This window comes from Streptomyces sp. NPDC056347 (genome assembly GCF_042262625.1).
Classification (GTDB): Bacteria; Actinomycetota; Actinomycetes; order Streptomycetales; family Streptomycetaceae; genus Streptomyces.
The window spans coordinates 1-17,260 of the sequence record NZ_JBHJQP010000168.1; the positions used below are offsets into that span (position 1 = coordinate 1).

Below are 17,260 nucleotides of genomic sequence, written 5' to 3' on the forward strand. Positions count from 1 at the left end.
GTCGGGCCCGTTTTCGGCCGGGCGCCCGGGTCGGCCGTTGACCCCTTCCACGGGCGCACGGGCCACCGGGGCGGGCAGGATCGTGTCCATGCTGTGGTCCGATCCGGAGAACAAGCCCCCCAAGGAACTGCGCGACGCCCAGGACATGATGCGCCGCGCGGGGCTGCTGCTCGCGCTGGCGATGGTGGTCGGGATGTTCGTGGCCGGTCTGCGCTGAGTGCCCGGCCCGTACGGGACCGGGCCGGGCCGGGCGGCTCTTCTACGATGGCCCGTATGACTGATCAGCGCCGTCTCGTGCTCGCCTCCGCCTCCCCCGCCCGCCTCGGACTGCTGCGGCAGGCCGGTTTCGCGCCCGAGGTGATCGTGAGCGGGGTGGACGAGGACGCGCTGAGCGCCCCGACCCCGGCCGAGCTGGCGCTGGTGCTCGCCGAGGCCAAGGCCGCCGCGGTGGCGGGCCGGCCGGAGGCGGCGGGCGCCCTGGTCGTCGGCTGCGACTCGGTGCTGGAACTGGACGGCGAGGCGCTCGGCAAGCCCGCCGACGCCGAGGAGGCCACGGCCCGCTGGAAGTCCATGCGCGGCCGGGCCGGGGTGCTGCGCACCGGCCACAGCGTGACCGACACCGCGACCGGGCGCACCGCCTCCGCGACCGCCTCCACCACCGTCCGCTTCGGCGAACCCACCGACGCCGAGATCGCCGCCTACGTGGCCACCGGCGAGCCGCTCCACGTGGCGGGCGCCTTCACCCTGGACGGCCGCTCGGCCCCGTTCGTCGACGCCATCGAGGGCGACCACGGCAACGTCATCGGGCTCTCGCTGCCGCTGCTGCGCCGGCTCCTGGGCGAGCTGGGCATCTCCGTCACCGACCTCTGGGTCTGAGGCCTCCGGGTCCGGGGCGCGGGCCCCGGACCTCCGCCCCCTCGTCAGACCGCCGCCGGGGTGTTCGTCCCGGCGGCTTCGGCGGGCTTGTCGGCGGCGCCGGTCCCGTACGCCACCAGGGTCAGCACGATCAGCCCCAGCACCACCATCAGACAGGCGAAGGCCGCCCAGCCGACCAGCCCGACCGTCAGCGCGCCCAGCACCCCGTGCACCACGGCGCAGAGGATCAGCACGACCCGGGCGAACCGGCCCGGCGCCCGGTCGCGGACTCCGGCCAGCAGCAGGAGCACCCCGCACAGCAGCAGGTAGCAGCCGAAGACACCGCCCGTCACCCAGGCGCCGCGGGACATCACGGCGGGGTCGGCACCGGCCAGCGACATGTCCTGGTTGTCGACGACGGTCGCCAGGATGCCGTTGATCAGCACGACACCCACGGCCTCCGCGAAGAGCACGAGCGCGGCCACCACCGCCACCGGTCTGCGCACCACGGCGCCCACCCCCTGTTACCTGCAGTACGTACGACAGCGCGGACCCTACTAACGGGTAATCATTCGTACAAGAGTCTGGTGATCACCGATTCCGCACCGCACTCCCGCTCCCCGCGCCGCGGCGTGTCCCCCCGGCCCCTCGCGCCACTCTCGTGCGCCGGGCAAAGAATCACTCGTCCATTAGTGGAGACTCAACAAAGAAATCCGGAGAGTCGCAGGTCGTGCGAACAGAGACCTGGACCACACCTTGTGGCTACTGTGCGGTCATGCATCCCGGCGTACCGTGGTGCCACAAGGGATTTTTCGACTTGCGCAAGCCTCGAGTCACACTCCGTGTGGGCAAGCTCACCAGTGGGGACGGGTCGTAGGGCCGTGTCGGTAGTCCCTAAACTCAGCTTGTTTCAAGGAGGGAGCCATCGTGCGCAAGGTGCTCATCGCCAACCGTGGCGAAATTGCTGTCCGTGTTGCTCGGGCGTGCCGGGATGCCGGGATCGGGAGCGTGGCCGTCTACGCGGACCCGGACCGGGACGCTCTGCATGTGCGTGCGGCCGACGAGGCATTCGCTCTGGGCGGTGACACCCCGGCGGCCAGCTACCTGGACATGGCCAAGGTGCTCCAGGCTGCCAAGGACTCCGGCGCGGACGCGATCCACCCGGGTTACGGCTTCCTGTCGGAGAACGCCGAATTCGCGCAGGCCGTGCTGGACGCGGGCCTGATCTGGATCGGCCCGCCGCCGCACGCGATCCGGGACCTGGGCGACAAGGTCGCGGCCCGGCACATCGCGCAGCGCGCCGGCGCGCCGCTGGTGGCGGGCACGCCCGACCCGGTGTCGGGTTCCGCGGAGGTCGTGGCCTTCGCCGAGCAGCACGGGCTGCCGATCGCGATCAAGGCGGCGTTCGGCGGTGGCGGGCGCGGTCTGAAGGTGGCGCGGACGCTGGAGGAGATCCCGGAGCTGTACGACTCCGCGGTGCGCGAGGCCGTGGCCGCGTTCGGGCGGGGCGAGTGCTTCGTGGAGCGTTACCTCGACCGGCCGCGTCACGTCGAGACGCAGTGCCTGGCCGACACGCACGGCAACGTCGTCGTGGTCTCCACCCGTGACTGCTCGCTCCAGCGCCGCCACCAGAAGCTCGTCGAGGAGGCCCCGGCCCCGTTCCTGAGCGACGAGCAGAACGCGGAGCTGTACGCGGCGTCCAAGGCCATCCTCAAGGAGGCCGGCTACGTCGGCGCCGGCACGGTGGAGTTCCTCGTCGGGCAGGACGGCACGATCTCGTTCCTGGAGGTCAACACCCGCCTCCAGGTCGAGCACCCGGTCACCGAGGAGGTCTCCGGCATCGACCTGGTCCGCGAGATGTTCCGGATCGCCGACGGCGAGGCCCTCGGTTACGACGACCCCGCCCTGCGCGGGCACTCCTTCGAATTCCGGATCAACGGCGAGGACCCGGGCCGCAACTTCCTGCCCGCCCCCGGCACCGTCACCACCTTCGCCCCGCCGACCGGCCCCGGTGTCCGCCTCGACGCGGGCGTCGAGTCCGGCTCCGTGATCGGCCCCGCCTGGGACTCCCTCCTCGCCAAGCTGATCATCACCGGCGCCACCCGCGAACAGGCCCTCCAGCGCGCCGCCCGCGCCCTGGCCGACTTCAACGTGGAGGGCATGGCCACCGCCATCCCCTTCCACCGCGCCGTCGTCGTCGACCCGGCCTTCACCAGCGACCCCTTCCAGGTCCACACCCGCTGGATCGAGACCGAGTTCGTCAACGACATCAAGCCCTTCACGGCCACCGCCGACGCCGACGAGGACGAGGTCGGCCGCGAGACGGTCGTCGTCGAGGTCGGCGGCAAGCGCCTGGAGGTCTCCCTGCCCTCCTCCCTCGGCATGTCCCTGGCCCGTACCGGCCTCGCCGCCGGTGCCAAGCCCAAGCGCCGCGCCGCAAAGAAGAGCGCCTCGGCCGCCTCCGGCGACACCCTCGCGTCCCCGATGCAGGGCACGATCGTCAAGGTCGCCGTCGAGGAGGGCCAGGAGGTCCAGGAAGGCGACCTGATCGTCGTCCTGGAGGCCATGAAGATGGAGCAGCCGCTCAACGCGCACCGCTCCGGCACGGTCAAGGGCCTCGCCGCCGCGGTCGGCGGCTCGGTCTCCTCCGGCGCCGTCATCTGCGAGATCAAGGACTGATCACGCGGCATCCGCCGCACCGCCCGGGGCCCCGCCGAGTCGTACGACCACCGGTGGGGCCCCGGGCTTTCACGCTTCAGGCCCAGGTCACCGGCGCTTCTTGGCCATCGTCGGCTCCGCGGCCACCGATCCTCGCGCGCGATGGCATCCTGGATCCCAGGCGGACGAAGGGAGAAGCACGCACATGGCGACCACCGCGGCACGGACGCCACCCCGCCCCATGCGTGCCGACGCACGGCGGAACTACGACCGGCTGCTCGGCGAGGCCCGCACCGCCTTCGCGGAGCACGGCACCGACGCGTCCCTGGAGGACATCGCGCGCCGTGCGGGAGTCGGCATCGGCACGCTGTACCGGCACTTCCCGAACCGGCACGCGTTGATGAACGCGGTCTTCCAGGACGCCCTGGCGTCGCTGATCGCCCGCTCCCGGGAGCTCGCGAAGGCGCGGCAGCCGTGCGGCGCCCTGATGGAGTGGCTCGGCGCGATCATCACGCACGCGGGCGCGTACCGCGGACTGGCCCAGGCGCTCATGTCCGCGTCGCGGGACGAGACTTCGGCCCTTTCGCAGTGCAATGTGCCGATGCGCGAGGCGGGTGCGGCGCTGCTGGCGCGGGCGCAGGCGAGCGGGGCCGTACGGCCCGATGTGTCGATCGACGACCTGCTGCGGCTGACGAACGCGATCGCGCTCGCCGCCGAAGAGTCCCCGGACGACCCGGAGTTGGCGGGCCGTCTGCTGAAGCTGACCGTGCAGGGGCTGAAGGGGGCGAACGCGGAGGCGGGCGGCTGACGGCGCCGAAGACGCCCCGCCCCGCAGCCCGCAGGCCCCGCAACCGGACACCTCTTGGCCCGGAGGGCCGGAGAGCACCGGCCGCCGGGCCGCCCGGCCCCTACCGGCGCCGCAGGTCCGCCACCCTGGGCCGCTCCCCCTGGCCGTCCCCCAGCGCGGACGCGCTCCGCAGCTGTTGCTGGCCCTGGCCGCCGGGGCCGCCGTGCGTCGTACGCCGCTGGCCGGGCAGGGGCATCTCGCGGCGCGCCTGTCTGCCGTGCGGCAGGGAGGGCTCGGCCGCGCCGGGGCCGCCCGCCGCACCGGCCACCGCGATCTGCACCCCCTGGTCCGCCAGAGCCTGGAGCTCGGTGGCGGCGCGGTCGTCGTGGCCGGGGGGCTCATCCGTCACCAGGTGCGTGATGACGTCCGTCGGCACCGTCTGGAACATGGTGTCGGAGCCGAGCTTGGTGTGGTCGGCCAGCACCACCACCTCCGCGGCGGCCTGCACCAGCGCCCGGTCCACGCTCGCGGAGAGCATGTTGGAGGTGGACAGGCCGCGTTCGGCGGTGAGCCCGCTGCCGGAGAGAAAGGCGCGCGCGACCCGCAGTCCCTGGAGGGACTGCTCGGCACCGCTGCCGACCAGGGCGTAGTTGGACCCGCGCAGCGTGCCGCCGGTCATCACCACCTCCACCCGGTTGGCATGGGCCAGGGCCTGGGCGACCAGCAGGGAGTTGGTGACGACGGTCAGCCCGGGAACCCGCGCGAGCCGGCGGGCCAGCTCCTGCGTGGTCGTACCGGCGCCGACGACGATGGCCTCGCCCTCCTCGACGAGTCCGGCCGCCAGATCCGCGATGGCCGTCTTCTCCGCGGTGGCTAGATGGGATTTCTGCGGAATGCCGGACTCCCGCGTGAAGCCGCCCGGCAGTACCGCACCGCCGTGCCGGCGGTCGAGGAGTCCTTCTGCCTCCAGTGCCCGCACGTCCCGCCGTACGGTCACTTCGGAGGTCTGGACGACGCGGGCGAGCTCACGGAGCGATACCGCCCCGTTCGCACGCACCATTTCGAGGATCAATTGACGACGTTCTGCAGCGAACACGGAACTGACAGTAACGTGACTGCCCCAGTCTTTTCAGCACTTTGCACCGAATAGCGGAAGTTGTGCACAAGCAGGGGCGCCGAGTGGTATACGCGGCCCTGTTGTTGTTCCGTACTGATCGAACGCGGTCGTCCGAGCCCGCCCGGGGGCCACCGCGGACCCCCGGGAAGCCGCCCGCGAGCAGCGGCTTCCCCGTCGCTCTCCGGCGGTCCGGCGGTACGCCCTACGCCTCGCCCGCGCGCTTACGAGTGTGCAACTGCCGTGCCACTTCCGCGATCGAACCCGACAGGGACGGGTACACGGTGAAGGTGTTCGCGATCTGTTCCACCGTCAGATTGTTGTCGACCGCGATCGAGATGGGGTGGATGAGCTCGCTCGCACGCGGTGCGACCACGCAGCCGCCGACCACGATGCCGGTGCCGGGGCGGCAGAAGATCTTGACGAAGCCGTCCCGGATGCCCTGCATCTTGGCGCGAGGGTTGCGCAGCAGCGGGAGCTTGACGACGCGGGCGTCGATCTTCCCGGCGTCGACGTCGGCCTGGGTGTAGCCGACGGTGGCGATCTCGGGGTCGGTGAAGACGTTCGAGGAGACCGTCTTCAGGTCCAGCGGGGCCACCGCGTCGCCCAGGAAGTGGTACATGGCGATCCGGCCCTGCATGGCCGCGACCGAGGCGAGGGCGAAGATCCCGGTGACGTCACCGGCCGCGTAGACGCCGGGGGCGCTGGTGCGGGAGACCTTGTCGGTCCAGATGTGGCCGGACTCCTTGAGCCGGACGCCGGCCTCCTCGAGACCCATGCCCGCGCTGTTGGGGATCGCGCCGACCGCCATCAGGCAGTGCGAGCCGGTGATGACCCGGCCGTCGGCGAGGGTGACCTCGACCCGGTCGCCGACGCGCTTGGCGGCCTGGGCGCGGGAGCGGGCCATGACGTTCATGCCGCGGCGGCGGAAGACGTCCTCCAGCACGGCGGCCGCGTCCGGGTCCTCGCCGGGCAGCACCCGGTCGCGGGAGGAGACGAGCGTGACGCGCGAGCCGAGCGCCTGGTAGGCGCCGGCGAACTCGGCGCCGGTGACACCCGATCCGACGACGATGAGCTCCTCGGGCAGCTCGTCGAGGTCGTAGACCTGGGTCCAGTTCAGGATGCGCTCGCCGTCGGGGAGGGCGTCCGGGATCTCCCGGGGGTGGCCGCCGGTGGCGATCAGCACGGCGTCGGCGGTGAGCCGCTCCTCCGCGCCGTCCGCGGCGGTCACGACGACCGTGCGGGAGCCGTCGGCGGCCTGGAGGCCCTCCAGCCGGCCGCGGCCGCGCATCACCCGGGCACCGGCCCGGGTGACGGAGGCGGTGATGTCGTGGGACTGGGCGAGCGCCAGCCGCTTCACCCGTCGGTTGACCTTGCCGAGGTCGACGCCGACCACGCGGGCGGCCTTCTCGACGGGCGGGGTGTCGTCGGCGACGATGATGCCGAGTTCCTCGTAGGAGGAGTCGAAGGTGGTCATCACCTCCGCCGTCGCGATCAGGGTCTTCGAGGGCACGCAGTCGGTGAGCACGGACGCGCCGCCGAGGCCGTCGCAGTCGACGACGGTCACCTCCGCACCGAGCTGGGCGCCCACCAACGCCGCCTCGTAGCCGCCGGGTCCGCCGCCGATGATCACGATCCGGGTCACGAAAAGTCCGCCTCGCGTATGTCATCCCGCGGCCGTCTGCTGCCCCGGCCGGGGGTCCGGGGGAGCGCCCCGGGGGAATGCAGTACGTACTTCATTGTCCCGCACGCGCCAAGGTGCTTCGCCCCGGGGCCCTCCATACGTGCGCCGGGGCGGGGCTTTCCGGGGCCGGGCCGGGGTGCCGGTACGCATTCGGGCGGGTGGTCTTCCGTACGGAACCGGCGTTCCCCCCGTCCCCTCCCGTACCCTCGGACGCATGTCGCTCTACGCCGCATACGCCGGCAACCTCGACGCGCGGCTGATGACGCGCCGCGCACCGCATTCCCCGCTGCGCGGCACCGGTTGGCTCAACGGCTGGCGGCTGACCTTCGGCGGGGAGCAGATGGGCTGGGAGGGCGCGCTCGCCACGGTCGTGGAGGCCCCGCGCTCCCAGGTGTTCGTCGCGCTGTACGACCTGGCGGCGATGGACGAGGACTCCATGGACCGCTGGGAGGGCGTCGGCCTCGACATCTACCGCCGGATGCGGGTGCGGGTGCACACCCTGGACGGCGACGAGCCGGCGTGGATGTACGTGCTGAACGGCTACGAGGGCGGCCTGCCGTCCGCCCGCTATCTGGGCGAGATCGCCGACGCGGCGGAGTCCGCGGGCGCCCCGCACGACTATGTGATGGAACTGCGCAAGCGCCCCTGCTGACCCCTCCCACCAGCATTTTTGTGTGAACGCACAACAGGGTGCGGGCATAGTCCGTACCAGGGCATCTACGCGCGTAGGGAATCACCGGCTACCCTCATCCGCGTGAACGCATCAGTTATTCCGGACCAGATCCAGGGCGACCCGTACGCCGCCGCCGCCGACGCCGCCGCCCGCCTGCGCGAGCTGACCGGCGTCGAGACCCACGACGTCGCGCTCGTGATGGGTTCCGGCTGGGCGCCCGCGGGCGACGCGCTCGGCACCCCGGAGGCCGAGTTCCCGGTGACCGAGCTGCCCGGCTTCCCGGCCCCCGCCGTCCAGGGCCACGGCGGCACGATCCGTTCGTACCTGATCGGGGAGAAGCGCGTCCTGGTCTTCCTCGGCCGTACGCACTTCTACGAGGGCCGGGGCGTCGCCGCCGTGGCGCACGGGGTCCGTACCGCCGTCGCGGCCGGGTGCGGGACGGTCGTCCTGACCAACGGCTGCGGTGGTCTGCGCGAGGGCATGCGCCCCGGTCAGCCGGTGCTGATCAGCGACCACATCAACCTGACGGCGTCCTCCCCGATCGTCGGCGCCAACTTCGTCGACCTCACCGACCTGTACTCGCCGCGGCTGCGCGCCCTGTGCCAGGAGATCGACGACACCCTCGAGGAGGGGGTGTACGTGCAGTTCACCGGCCCGCACTACGAGACGCCCGCCGAGATCAACATGGTGCGCGTGATGGGCGGCGACCTGGTCGGCATGTCCACCGTGCTGGAGGCCATCGCGGCCCGCGAGGCCGGTGCCGAGGTGCTGGGCATCTCGCTGGTCACCAACCTCGCGGCGGGGCTGAGCGGCGAGCCGCTCAACCACGAGGAGGTGCTCCAGGCGGGGCGGGACTCGGCGACCCGGATGGGCTCGCTGCTGGCCCGGGTCCTCGAACGCATCTGACCGCAGCCCACCCCGTCCACGAAGCACCCCGCAGGAAGGCGGACACCGTGCAGCAGGACCTCATCGAACGGGCCAGGACGTGGCTCGCGGAGGACCCCGACCCCGAGACCCGCGAGGAGCTGTCCCGGCTCGTCGCGGCCGGGGACCTCGACGAGCTCGCCGCACGGTTCGCGGGCACGCTCCAGTTCGGCACCGCCGGGCTCCGCGGCGAGCTGGGCGCCGGGCCGATGCGGATGAACCGTTCCGTGGTGATCCGCGCGGCCGCCGGGCTCGCCGCGTACCTGAAGGCGCAGGGGCAGGGCGGCGGGCTCGTCGTGATCGGCTACGACGCCCGCTACAAGTCCGCCGACTTCGCCCGGGACACCGCCGCCGTGATGACCGGCGCGGGTCTGCGGGCCGCCGTGCTCCCCCGCCCGCTGCCCACCCCCGTGCTCGCCTTCGCCGTTCGGCACCTGGGCGCCGTCGCGGGCGTCGAGGTGACCGCCAGCCACAACCCGCCGCGGGACAACGGCTACAAGGTCTACCTGGGCGACGGCTCGCAGATCGTCCCTCCGGCGGACGGCGGGATCGCCGCCGAGATCGCCGCGATCGGCCCGCTGGACGGCGTGGCCCGGCCCGAGGACGGCTGGGAGATCCTCGGCGAGGAGGTGCTGGACGCCTATCTGGCCCGTACCGACGCGGTGCTCGCGGCCGGCTCGCCGCGTACCGCCCGGGTCGTGTACACGGCGATGCACGGGGTCGGTACGTCCGTGCTGACCGCCGCCTTCGAGCGGGCCGGGTTCCCGGCACCGGTGCTCGTCGCCGAGCAGGCCGAGCCCGACCCGGCGTTCCCCACCGTCGCCTTCCCCAATCCGGAGGAGCCCGGCGCGATGGATCTCGCCTTCGCGACCGCGCGCCGGGCCGCGCCCGATCTGGTGATCGCCAACGACCCGGACGCCGACCGCTGCGCCGTCGCGGTGCCCGATCCGGCGGCCGCGGGCGGCTGGCGGATGCTCCGGGGCGACGAGGTCGGGGCGCTGCTCGCCGCGCATCTGGTGGACCGGGGGGCGCGGGGCGTCCTCGCCGAGTCGATCGTGTCGTCCTCGCTGCTCGGCCGGATCGCCGAGAAGGCGGGCCTCGGCTACGAGGAGACGCTGACCGGCTTCAAGTGGATCGCCCGGGTGGACGGCCTGCGGTACGGGTACGAGGAGGCGCTCGGCTACTGCGTCGACCCCGAGGGCGTCCGCGACAAGGACGGGATCACGGCCGCGCTGGTCGTCGCCGAGCTGGCCTCGGTGCTCAAGGAGCGGGGGCGTACGCTGCTCGACCTGCTGGACGACCTCGCGGTCGCCCACGGGCTGCACGCCACCGACCAGCTGTCGGTCCGGGTGGAGGACCTGTCGGTCATCTCGGACGCCATGCGGCGGCTGCGCGAGACGCCCCCGACCGCGCTGGCGGGCCTGCCCGTCGCCTCGGCCGAGGACCTGACGCGCGGCTCGGACCTGCTGCCGCCCACCGACGGCCTGCGCTACCGGCTGGACGGCGCCCGGGTGATCGTCCGCCCGAGCGGCACGGAGCCGAAGCTCAAGTGCTACCTGGAGGTCGTGGTTCCGGTCGGTTCGGCCGAGGAGCTCCCGGCGGCCCGTACGAAGGCGGCGGAGCTGCTCGACGGGATCAAGCGCGACCTGGCGGCCGCGGCCGGGATCTGAGACGGGCCCCGTACCCGGAACCGCCCCGCACCCGGAACCGCCCCGGAAACATCCCCGCCCCGGACACCGGCACAGAGCCGGGTCCGGGGCGGGTGTCGTGGGGGGTCATCAGGGCCGTGGCTCCTACTTCATGCCGAGCAGCTGCTCCAGCGGGTCGATGGCGAAGTAGACGAGGAAGAGCGCCGCGGTGCCCCAGAGCAGCCAGTGGACCTCGCGGGCCTTGCCCAGGCAGGCCTTGATGACCACGTAGGAGAGGAAGCCCGCGCCGATGCCGTTGCTGATGGAGTAGGTGAACGGCATGACGGCGATGGTCAGGAAGGCGGGGATCGAGACCTCGTACCGGTCCCATTCGATGTGCTTGACCTGGGTCATCATCAGGAACCCGACCGCGACGAGAGCCGGGGCCGCCGCCTGGAGGGGCACGATCGTGAGCACCGGGGTGGCGAAGAGGGCGAGGCCGAACAGACCGCCGGTGACGAGGTTGGCGAATCCGGTGCGCGCGCCCTCGCCGACACCGGCGGCGGACTCGATGTACGCGGTGGCGGACGAGGCGGAGGCGGCGCCGCCCGCGACGGCGGCCGCGCCGTCGATCAGCAGCACACGGCCGAGGCCGGGAACCTGGCCGCGCTCGTCGAGGAGTCCGGCTTCGGCGGTGACACCGACGATGGTGCCCATCGTGTCGAAGAAGTCGGACAGCAGGAGGGTGAAGACGAACAGCATGACGGTCAGCACGCTGACGTGACCGAACGCGCCGAACAGGTCGAAGTTGCCGAGGAGCCCGAAGTCGGGCGAGGCGAAGGGCTTGTCGGGTAGCGAGGGGGTGATCAGACCCCAGGACTTGACGTCCGCGACGCCGTTGATGACGATCGCGGCCACGGTCATCACCACGATGCTGATGAGGATGGCGCCCTGCACCTTGCGGACCAGCAGGACGATCGTCAGCAGCACACCGACGCAGAAGACCAGCATGGGCCAGCCGGTGAGGGTGCCGGTACCGATCTGGACGGGCACGGTGCTGTTCGCGGCGTCGGGAACACGGGTGACGAACCCGGCGTCGACACAGCCGATGAAGGCGATGAACAGGCCGATGCCGACACTGATGGCCTGCTTGAGCGGCTGCGGGATGGCGTGCATGATCGCCTCGCGCAGACCGGTCATCACCAGGACGGTGATCAGCAGGCCTTCGAGCACGATGATGCCCATCGCGTCGTCCCACCCCATCATCGGGGCGATCTGGAACGCGGTGACGGCGTTGAGGCCCAGCCCCGCGGCCAGGGCGAGCGGCAGGTTGCCCCCCACGCCCATGATCACGGTCATCACGGCGGCCACCAGGGCGGTGGCGGTGACCAGTTGACCGGCATCCAGCTGGTGTCCGAACTTATCCTCGGTGCTACCAAGAATGATCGGATTTAGCACAAGAATGTATGCCATCGTGAAAAAGGTGGCGACCCCGCCGCGTATCTCGCGGCCATAGGTCGAACCCCGTTCACCTATACGGAAGAACCGGTCCACCGGCCCACCTGATCTGTGCCTCGACTCCTCGGCCGATCCCGTTGTGCTGCTGTACATGACTACGTCTCCTGGAACTGCAGGGGCAGGGAAAACGACAGCGGCGCCGGAGTGCGCATCAGCTGCATGCGTACGCACCTACGGCGCCTGGCCTGCGGGATCCTACGTGGCAGGGGCATGATCTCTATTGCCTTGAGGTATCGATTACCTGTCCTTCTCGTACCGCTCCTGTCGGTTCCTCTGAAATCGTTGACGACCTATCAAGCCAAAACGGGATGCGGGCGACATCGGCCATGGAGTTGATCGTGGTTGACTCCTTACCCTCTGCCCGTGGACACACCGCTTCCCTTCAACGCGCGCGCCGCCCGCATCCTGCGGGAGAAACTCGGGATGGCCCCCGGCCACGTCGCCTACGGCATGCGCGCCTCGTACGGCATGGCCCACATCACCCCCGACCACATCGCCGCGTGGGAACGCGGCACCGCACTGCCCAGTTCCAGTGAACTCACCGCGCTGGCCGGCGCCCTGTGGTGCAACCCCAACGAACTCATGGGCGCTCCGCGCACGTTGCGGGAGCACCGCATCGCCCGCGGGCTGGCCGCCGAGGACGTCGCCCGCGCCACCGGCGTCGACCTCGACGCCTATCACCGCATGGAAGAGACCGGTCAATGGACCGGCAGCAAACGGCAGTCCGCCAACCTCGGCACCGCCCTCGCCCTGCCGCCGCGCGACTTCATCGCCATCACCGGCCTGGAGGACGAACTCGCCCGCCTCCTCGGCGAAGCCGTCTCCACCCGCTGGCAGGCCCACATCCGGGGCATCGCCCGCCTGCTCGCCGTGGACCGCCGCGCCCTCCAGGACCCGCTGCGCGACATGCATCAGGAGTACCAGACGCTCATGGCGGCCACCCTCAGCCGGGCGAGCGGCACCACGGCGTCGGGCGAGGACGGCCGACGCTACCTCGACGACATCGTCAACCACTTCTGGTCCCGGTTCACGACGGACTGAGGGCCCCCCGCCCGGATCGGCCCTGCTCTGATCCGTACGAAAGGCCCTGTCGTCGAGAACGTGTACCGCGGGCGCTCAGCCCGTCGCGAAGAGGACCACCAGCAGCACCGCGCCCACCACGGCCGGCACGATGACCTCGAACGCCCAGCGCACCGACACCGCCGGCTCCGCCGCCCCCGTGTCCGCCGCCGCGCCGGCGCCGCCCGCCCCCGCCTTCGCCCGCTCCGCGAGCTCGCGCAGGTCCGCCATGGTCCGGTCGGCCGTGGCGATCCGGTTCTTGGTGTCGCGCACGTCGGCCGTCACGGGCGTACGGTCGTACGGGTCGTCCAGCGAGCGCCGGGACTGCTGGCGGGCCGCCTTCTTGCGCTGCCGCAGCGACACCGGGACCGCCCACATCTGGTACTTCGCGCCGCCCTCGGTGAACAGCTCGCTCGAATACCCGGCCCGCAGGTCCGCCACCTCGGTCCACGGCATCGTGATCGTACGGAACGGGTTGCGGATGCGGATGCGCCGGTCATTGGCGGATACCACGGGCCGCAGCGTGAACGCGACGACCAGCGGCACCGAGGTCAGGATGCCCGCGAGCGCCAGCCACGGCACCCGCCCGTTCCCCCGGATCATCGCGTCCCCGCCGATCCAGCAGATGAGCAGGAGCAGCAGGACGCCCCCGGCCATCCCGGCGGGCGAGCGGAAGGTCCGGTCGGCGTAGACCGGCTCGGCGGGCGGCTTGGGGCTCGTCATGGGCCTGATTCTGCCTGACGGACCCCCGGGGTGCCGGAGCGGTACGGGGATGCCGGAGGAACCGGGGCCCCTGTACAGGCCGCTACGCGCGTAGATATGCTCATCTGGTGACCATGCCCACCACAGCTCCATCCCCCAAGCTCTCAGCTGCGTTCGAGCAGGGCGGTACCCCTCTCGCCGACGCGACCGCGTCCGACAGTGCGCTGCGCCGCTTCCTGCACGGGCTGCCCGGCGTCGACGCCGTCGGCCTCGAAGCGCGTGCCGCGTCCCTCGGAACCCGTTCGATCAAGACCACGGCCAAGGCGTACGCCATCGACCTGGCCATCTCGATGATCGACCTCACGACGCTGGAGGGCGCGGACACCCCCGGCAAGGTCCGGGCCCTCGCCGCCAAGGCCCTCAACCCCGAGCCGCTGCGCTACACCCCGCACCGGCTCGCGAGTGACCCCGCGGGCGCCGAGCCGGACCGCCCCGCCCCGCGCACCGCGGCCCTCTGTGTCTACCCCGACATGGTGCCCACCGCCGTCGCCGCGCTGGCCGGCTCCGGGGTGAAGGTGGCGTCCGTGGCGACGGCCTTCCCCGCCGGGCGTGCCGCGCTCGACGTGAAGCTGGCGGACGTCCGCGACGCGGTGGCCGCCGGGGCCGACGAGATCGACATGGTGATCGACCGCGGCGCCTTCCTGTCCGGGCGGTACCTGAAGGTGTACGAGGAGATCCTCGCCGTGAAGGCGGAGTGCGCCCGGCCGGACGGCACCGACGCCCGGCTGAAGGTGATCTTCGAGACCGGCGAGCTGTCCACGTACGACAACATCCGCCGCGCCTCCTGGCTCGGCATGCTGGCGGGCGCCGACTTCATCAAGACGTCGACCGGCAAGGTCGCCACCAACGCCACGCCCGCGAACACCCTGCTGATGCTGGAGGCGGTGCGCGACTTCCGGGCGCAGACCGGCGTACAGATCGGCGTGAAGCCGGCCGGCGGCATCCGCACGTCCAAGGACGCGATCAAGTTCCTGGTGCTGGTGAACGAGACCGCGGGTGAGGACTGGCTGGACAACCACTGGTTCCGGTTCGGCGCCTCCAGCCTGCTGAACGACCTGCTGATGCAGCGTCAGAAGCTCAGCACCGGCCGTTACTCCGGCCCCGATTACGTGACGGTGGACTGATCCCCATGGCATCTGCATTCGAGTACGCCCCCGCCCCCGAGTCCCGCGCGGTCGTCGACATCGCGCCCTCGTACGGGCTGTTCATCGACGGCGAGTTCACCGAAGCGGCCGACGGGAAGGTCTTCAAGACCGTCTCGCCGAGCAGCGAGGAGGTGCTCTCCGAGGTCGCCCGCGCCGGTGCGGCCGATGTCGACCGGGCCGTGAAGGCGGCCCGCAAGGCGTTCGAGAAGTGGTCGGCGCTGCCCGGTTCCGAGCGCGCCAAGTACCTCTTCCGGATCGCCCGGATCATCCAGGAGCGCAGCCGCGAGCTCGCCGTCCTGGAAACCCTCGACAACGGCAAGCCGATCAAGGAGACCCGCGACGCGGACCTCCCCCTGGTCGCGGCGCACTTCTTCTACTACGCGGGCTGGGCCGACAAGCTGGACCACGCCGGTTTCGGCGCGAACCCGCGCCCGCTCGGCGTCGCGGGCCAGGTCATCCCGTGGAACTTCCCGCTGCTCATGCTGGCCTGGAAGATCGCCCCGGCGCTCGCCACCGGCAACACGGTGGTCCTCAAGCCCGCCGAGACCACCCCGCTGTCCGCGCTGTTCTTCGCGGACATCTGCCGCCAGGCCGGCCTGCCCAGGGGCGTGGTGAACATCCTCCCCGGCTACGGGGACGCGGGCGCCGCCCTGGTCGCGCACGAGGACGTGAACAAGGTCGCGTTCACCGGCTCGACCGCGGTCGGCAAGGCCATCGCCCGCCAGGTCGCCGGCACGGACAAGCGGCTCACCCTGGAGCTGGGCGGCAAGGGCGCCAACATCGTCTTCGACGACGCCCCGCTCGACCAGGCCGTCGAGGGCATCGTCAACGGCATCTTCTTCAACCAGGGCCAGGTCTGCTGCGCCGGGTCCCGGCTGCTGGTGCAGGAGTCGGTCCAGGACGAGCTGCTGGACGCGCTGAAGCGGCGGCTGTCCACGCTCCGGCTCGGCGACCCGCTGGACAAGAACACCGACATCGGCGCGATCAACTCCGCCGAGCAGCTGGCCCGGATCACCGCGCTCGCCGACACCGGCGAGGCCGAGGGCGCCGAGCGCTGGACGGCCCCCTGCGAGCTGCCCGCCGCGGGCTACTGGTTCGCCCCGACACTGTTCACGAACGTCACCCAGGCGCACACCGTCGCCCGCGACGAGATCTTCGGCCCGGTCCTGTCGGTGCTGTCCTTCCGCACCCCCGACGAGGCGGTCGCCAAGGCCAACAACAGCCAGTACGGCCTCTCCGCCGGCATCTGGACGGAGAAGGGCTCCCGCATCCTCGCGGTGGCGAACAAGCTCCGGGCGGGCGTCGTCTGGGCCAACACGTTCAACAAGTTCGACCCGACCTCGCCCTTCGGCGGCTACAAGGAGTCGGGCTTCGGCCGCGAAGGCGGCCGTCACGGCCTGGAGGCGTACCTCGATGTCCGATAACCGTCTGAGCGTCTTCAAGACCTACAAGCTGTACGTCGGGGGCAAGTTCCCCCGCTCCGAGAGCGGCCGGGTGTACGAGGTGAGCGACTCCAAGGGCAGGTGGCTGGCGAACGCCCCCCAGTCCTCCCGCAAGGACGCGCGCGACGCGGTCGTGGCCGCCCGCAAGGCCTTCGGCGGCTGGTCGGGCGCGACGGCGTACAACCGGGGCCAGGTCCTCTACCGCGTCGCCGAGATGCTGGAGGGCCGCAAGGAGCAGTTCGTCCGGGAGGTCGCGGACGCGGAGGGCCTGTCGAAGTCCAAGGCGGCGGCCGTGGTGGACGCGGCGATCGACCGCTGGGTCTGGTACGCCGGGTGGACCGACAAGATCGGCCAGGTCGTGGGCGGGGCGAACCCGGTCGCGGGCCCGTTCTTCAACCTGTCGACGCCCGAGCCGACCGGTGTGGTCGCGGTCCTGGCCCCGCAGGAGTCGTCGTTCCTGGGCCTGGTCTCGGTGATCGCCCCGGTGATCGCCACCGGCAATACCGCGGTCGTCGTCGCCTCGGCCCACGCCCCGCTGCCCGCGCTCTCCCTGGGCGAGGTGCTGGCCACCTCCGACGTACCGGGCGGCGTGGTGAACATCCTGTCCGGGCGTACGGCGGAGATCGCGGCCCCGCTCGCCTCGCACCAGGACGTCAACGCGATCGACCTGACGGGCGCCGACGAGGCGCTCGCGAAGGAGCTGGAGATCGCGGCGGCGGACAACCTGAAGCGCGTCCTGCGCCCGCAGGACACGAACGCCGACGGCGCCAGGGACACGGACTGGGCGGCCGCCCCGGGCACCCACCGCCTGACGGCCTTCCTGGAGACGAAGACGGTCTGGCACCCCACGGGCGCCCTGGGCGCCTCGGGCTCCGCGTACTGACGCAGGTACGAAACCGGCCCGCTCCCCCCGGGCACCGGGGGTGCGGGCCGCGGCGGGGGGTCTCTTATAAAAAAAAACCAGCCCACCAGACGCCCCTGTATAGGGTTTTGCGGCGTGGGCGTGTAAAT

General features: G+C 71.7%; 16 protein-coding genes. 11 read left to right on the forward strand and 5 right to left on the reverse strand.

Annotated elements, in window-relative coordinates; genetic code table 11:
* Positions 1-88: 88 nt before the first annotated feature.
* Positions 89-217 carry a morphogenic membrane protein MmpB gene (gene mmpB, locus ACFCV8_RS29335; protein WP_376688491.1) on the forward strand — a complete coding sequence of 43 codons (129 nt, stop codon included), beginning with the start codon at positions 89-91 and terminating at the stop codon, positions 215-217.
* A gap of 47 nt (positions 218-264) precedes the next feature.
* Complete coding sequence (locus ACFCV8_RS29340; RefSeq protein WP_376688492.1) at positions 265-876, forward strand: Maf family protein; 612 nt, start codon at positions 265-267, stop codon at positions 874-876.
* A 44-nt stretch (positions 877-920) separates the two neighbouring features.
* Here ACFCV8_RS29340 and ACFCV8_RS29345 read toward each other — a convergent pair whose 3' ends face one another.
* Positions 921-1,373, reverse strand: coding sequence for a hypothetical protein (locus tag ACFCV8_RS29345; protein ID WP_376688493.1), 453 nt, complete (start codon positions 1,371-1,373; stop codon positions 921-923).
* Positions 1,374-1,782: 409 nt separating this feature from the next.
* Here ACFCV8_RS29345 and ACFCV8_RS29350 point away from each other — a divergent pair, with 409 nt between their 5' ends.
* Positions 1,783-3,534 (forward strand): acetyl/propionyl/methylcrotonyl-CoA carboxylase subunit alpha, encoded by a 1,752-nt coding sequence (locus ACFCV8_RS29350; protein ID WP_376688494.1) that lies wholly within the window; start codon positions 1,783-1,785, stop codon positions 3,532-3,534.
* A 184-nt stretch (positions 3,535-3,718) separates the two neighbouring features.
* On the forward strand, positions 3,719-4,321 hold the full coding sequence (locus tag ACFCV8_RS29355; RefSeq protein WP_376688495.1) for a TetR/AcrR family transcriptional regulator: 603 nt from the start codon (positions 3,719-3,721) through the stop codon (positions 4,319-4,321).
* 100 nt (positions 4,322-4,421) lie between these two features.
* Here the strand turns inward: ACFCV8_RS29355 and ACFCV8_RS29360 are convergent, their stop codons facing one another.
* The gene (locus ACFCV8_RS29360) at positions 4,422-5,396 is read right to left on the reverse strand and encodes a DeoR/GlpR family DNA-binding transcription regulator (protein ID WP_376688496.1); all 975 of its coding nucleotides are present in this window, start codon (positions 5,394-5,396) and stop codon (positions 4,422-4,424) included.
* Positions 5,397-5,619: 223 nt separating this feature from the next.
* A complete protein-coding gene (locus ACFCV8_RS29365) occupies positions 5,620-7,059 on the reverse strand; it encodes an NAD(P)H-quinone dehydrogenase (RefSeq protein WP_376688497.1) in 1,440 nt (479 codons plus the stop codon).
* A 253-nt stretch (positions 7,060-7,312) separates the two neighbouring features.
* Here ACFCV8_RS29365 and ACFCV8_RS29370 point away from each other — a divergent pair, with 253 nt between their 5' ends.
* The 3 genes from ACFCV8_RS29370 (at position 7,313) to ACFCV8_RS29380 (ending at position 10,365) form a co-directional block, all read left to right on the forward strand.
* Positions 7,313-7,750, forward strand: a complete 438-nt coding sequence (locus tag ACFCV8_RS29370; RefSeq protein ID WP_376688498.1) for a gamma-glutamylcyclotransferase — start codon at positions 7,313-7,315, stop codon at positions 7,748-7,750.
* Between the two features lie 102 nt (positions 7,751-7,852).
* Positions 7,853-8,677, forward strand: a complete 825-nt coding sequence (locus ACFCV8_RS29375; RefSeq protein WP_376688499.1) for a purine-nucleoside phosphorylase — start codon at positions 7,853-7,855, stop codon at positions 8,675-8,677.
* Positions 8,678-8,724: 47 nt separating this feature from the next.
* On the forward strand, positions 8,725-10,365 hold the full coding sequence (locus ACFCV8_RS29380) for a phospho-sugar mutase (protein ID WP_376688500.1): 1,641 nt from the start codon (positions 8,725-8,727) through the stop codon (positions 10,363-10,365).
* A gap of 123 nt (positions 10,366-10,488) precedes the next feature.
* Here the strand turns inward: ACFCV8_RS29380 and ACFCV8_RS29385 are convergent, their stop codons facing one another.
* Entirely contained in the window at positions 10,489-11,934 is a 1,446-nt protein-coding gene (locus ACFCV8_RS29385; protein WP_376688501.1) for an NCS2 family permease, read from the reverse strand.
* Between the two features lie 270 nt (positions 11,935-12,204).
* Between ACFCV8_RS29385 and ACFCV8_RS29390 the strand changes: the two genes are divergently transcribed.
* Positions 12,205-12,882, forward strand: coding sequence for a helix-turn-helix transcriptional regulator (locus tag ACFCV8_RS29390; RefSeq protein ID WP_376688502.1), 678 nt, complete (start codon positions 12,205-12,207; stop codon positions 12,880-12,882).
* 75 nt (positions 12,883-12,957) lie between these two features.
* On the opposite strand, the gene ACFCV8_RS29395 is transcribed toward ACFCV8_RS29390, so the two are convergent.
* Complete coding sequence (locus ACFCV8_RS29395) at positions 12,958-13,623, reverse strand: PH domain-containing protein (RefSeq protein ID WP_376688503.1); 666 nt, start codon at positions 13,621-13,623, stop codon at positions 12,958-12,960.
* 113 nt (positions 13,624-13,736) lie between these two features.
* Here ACFCV8_RS29395 and deoC point away from each other — a divergent pair, with 113 nt between their 5' ends.
* Genes deoC through ACFCV8_RS29410 form a run of 3 tightly spaced genes read left to right on the forward strand, consistent with a single transcriptional unit; the run spans position 13,737 to position 17,132 of the window.
* Positions 13,737-14,786, forward strand: coding sequence for a deoxyribose-phosphate aldolase (deoC, locus tag ACFCV8_RS29400; protein ID WP_376688506.1), 1,050 nt, complete (start codon positions 13,737-13,739; stop codon positions 14,784-14,786).
* A gap of 5 nt (positions 14,787-14,791) precedes the next feature.
* A complete protein-coding gene (locus tag ACFCV8_RS29405) occupies positions 14,792-16,231 on the forward strand; it encodes an aldehyde dehydrogenase family protein (protein WP_376688504.1) in 1,440 nt (479 codons plus the stop codon).
* Complete coding sequence (locus ACFCV8_RS29410) at positions 16,221-17,132, forward strand: aldehyde dehydrogenase family protein (RefSeq protein ID WP_376688505.1); 912 nt, start codon at positions 16,221-16,223, stop codon at positions 17,130-17,132. Before ACFCV8_RS29405 ends, ACFCV8_RS29410 begins: the two co-directional genes overlap by 11 nt.
* The last annotated feature ends 128 nt before the right edge of the window (positions 17,133-17,260 follow it).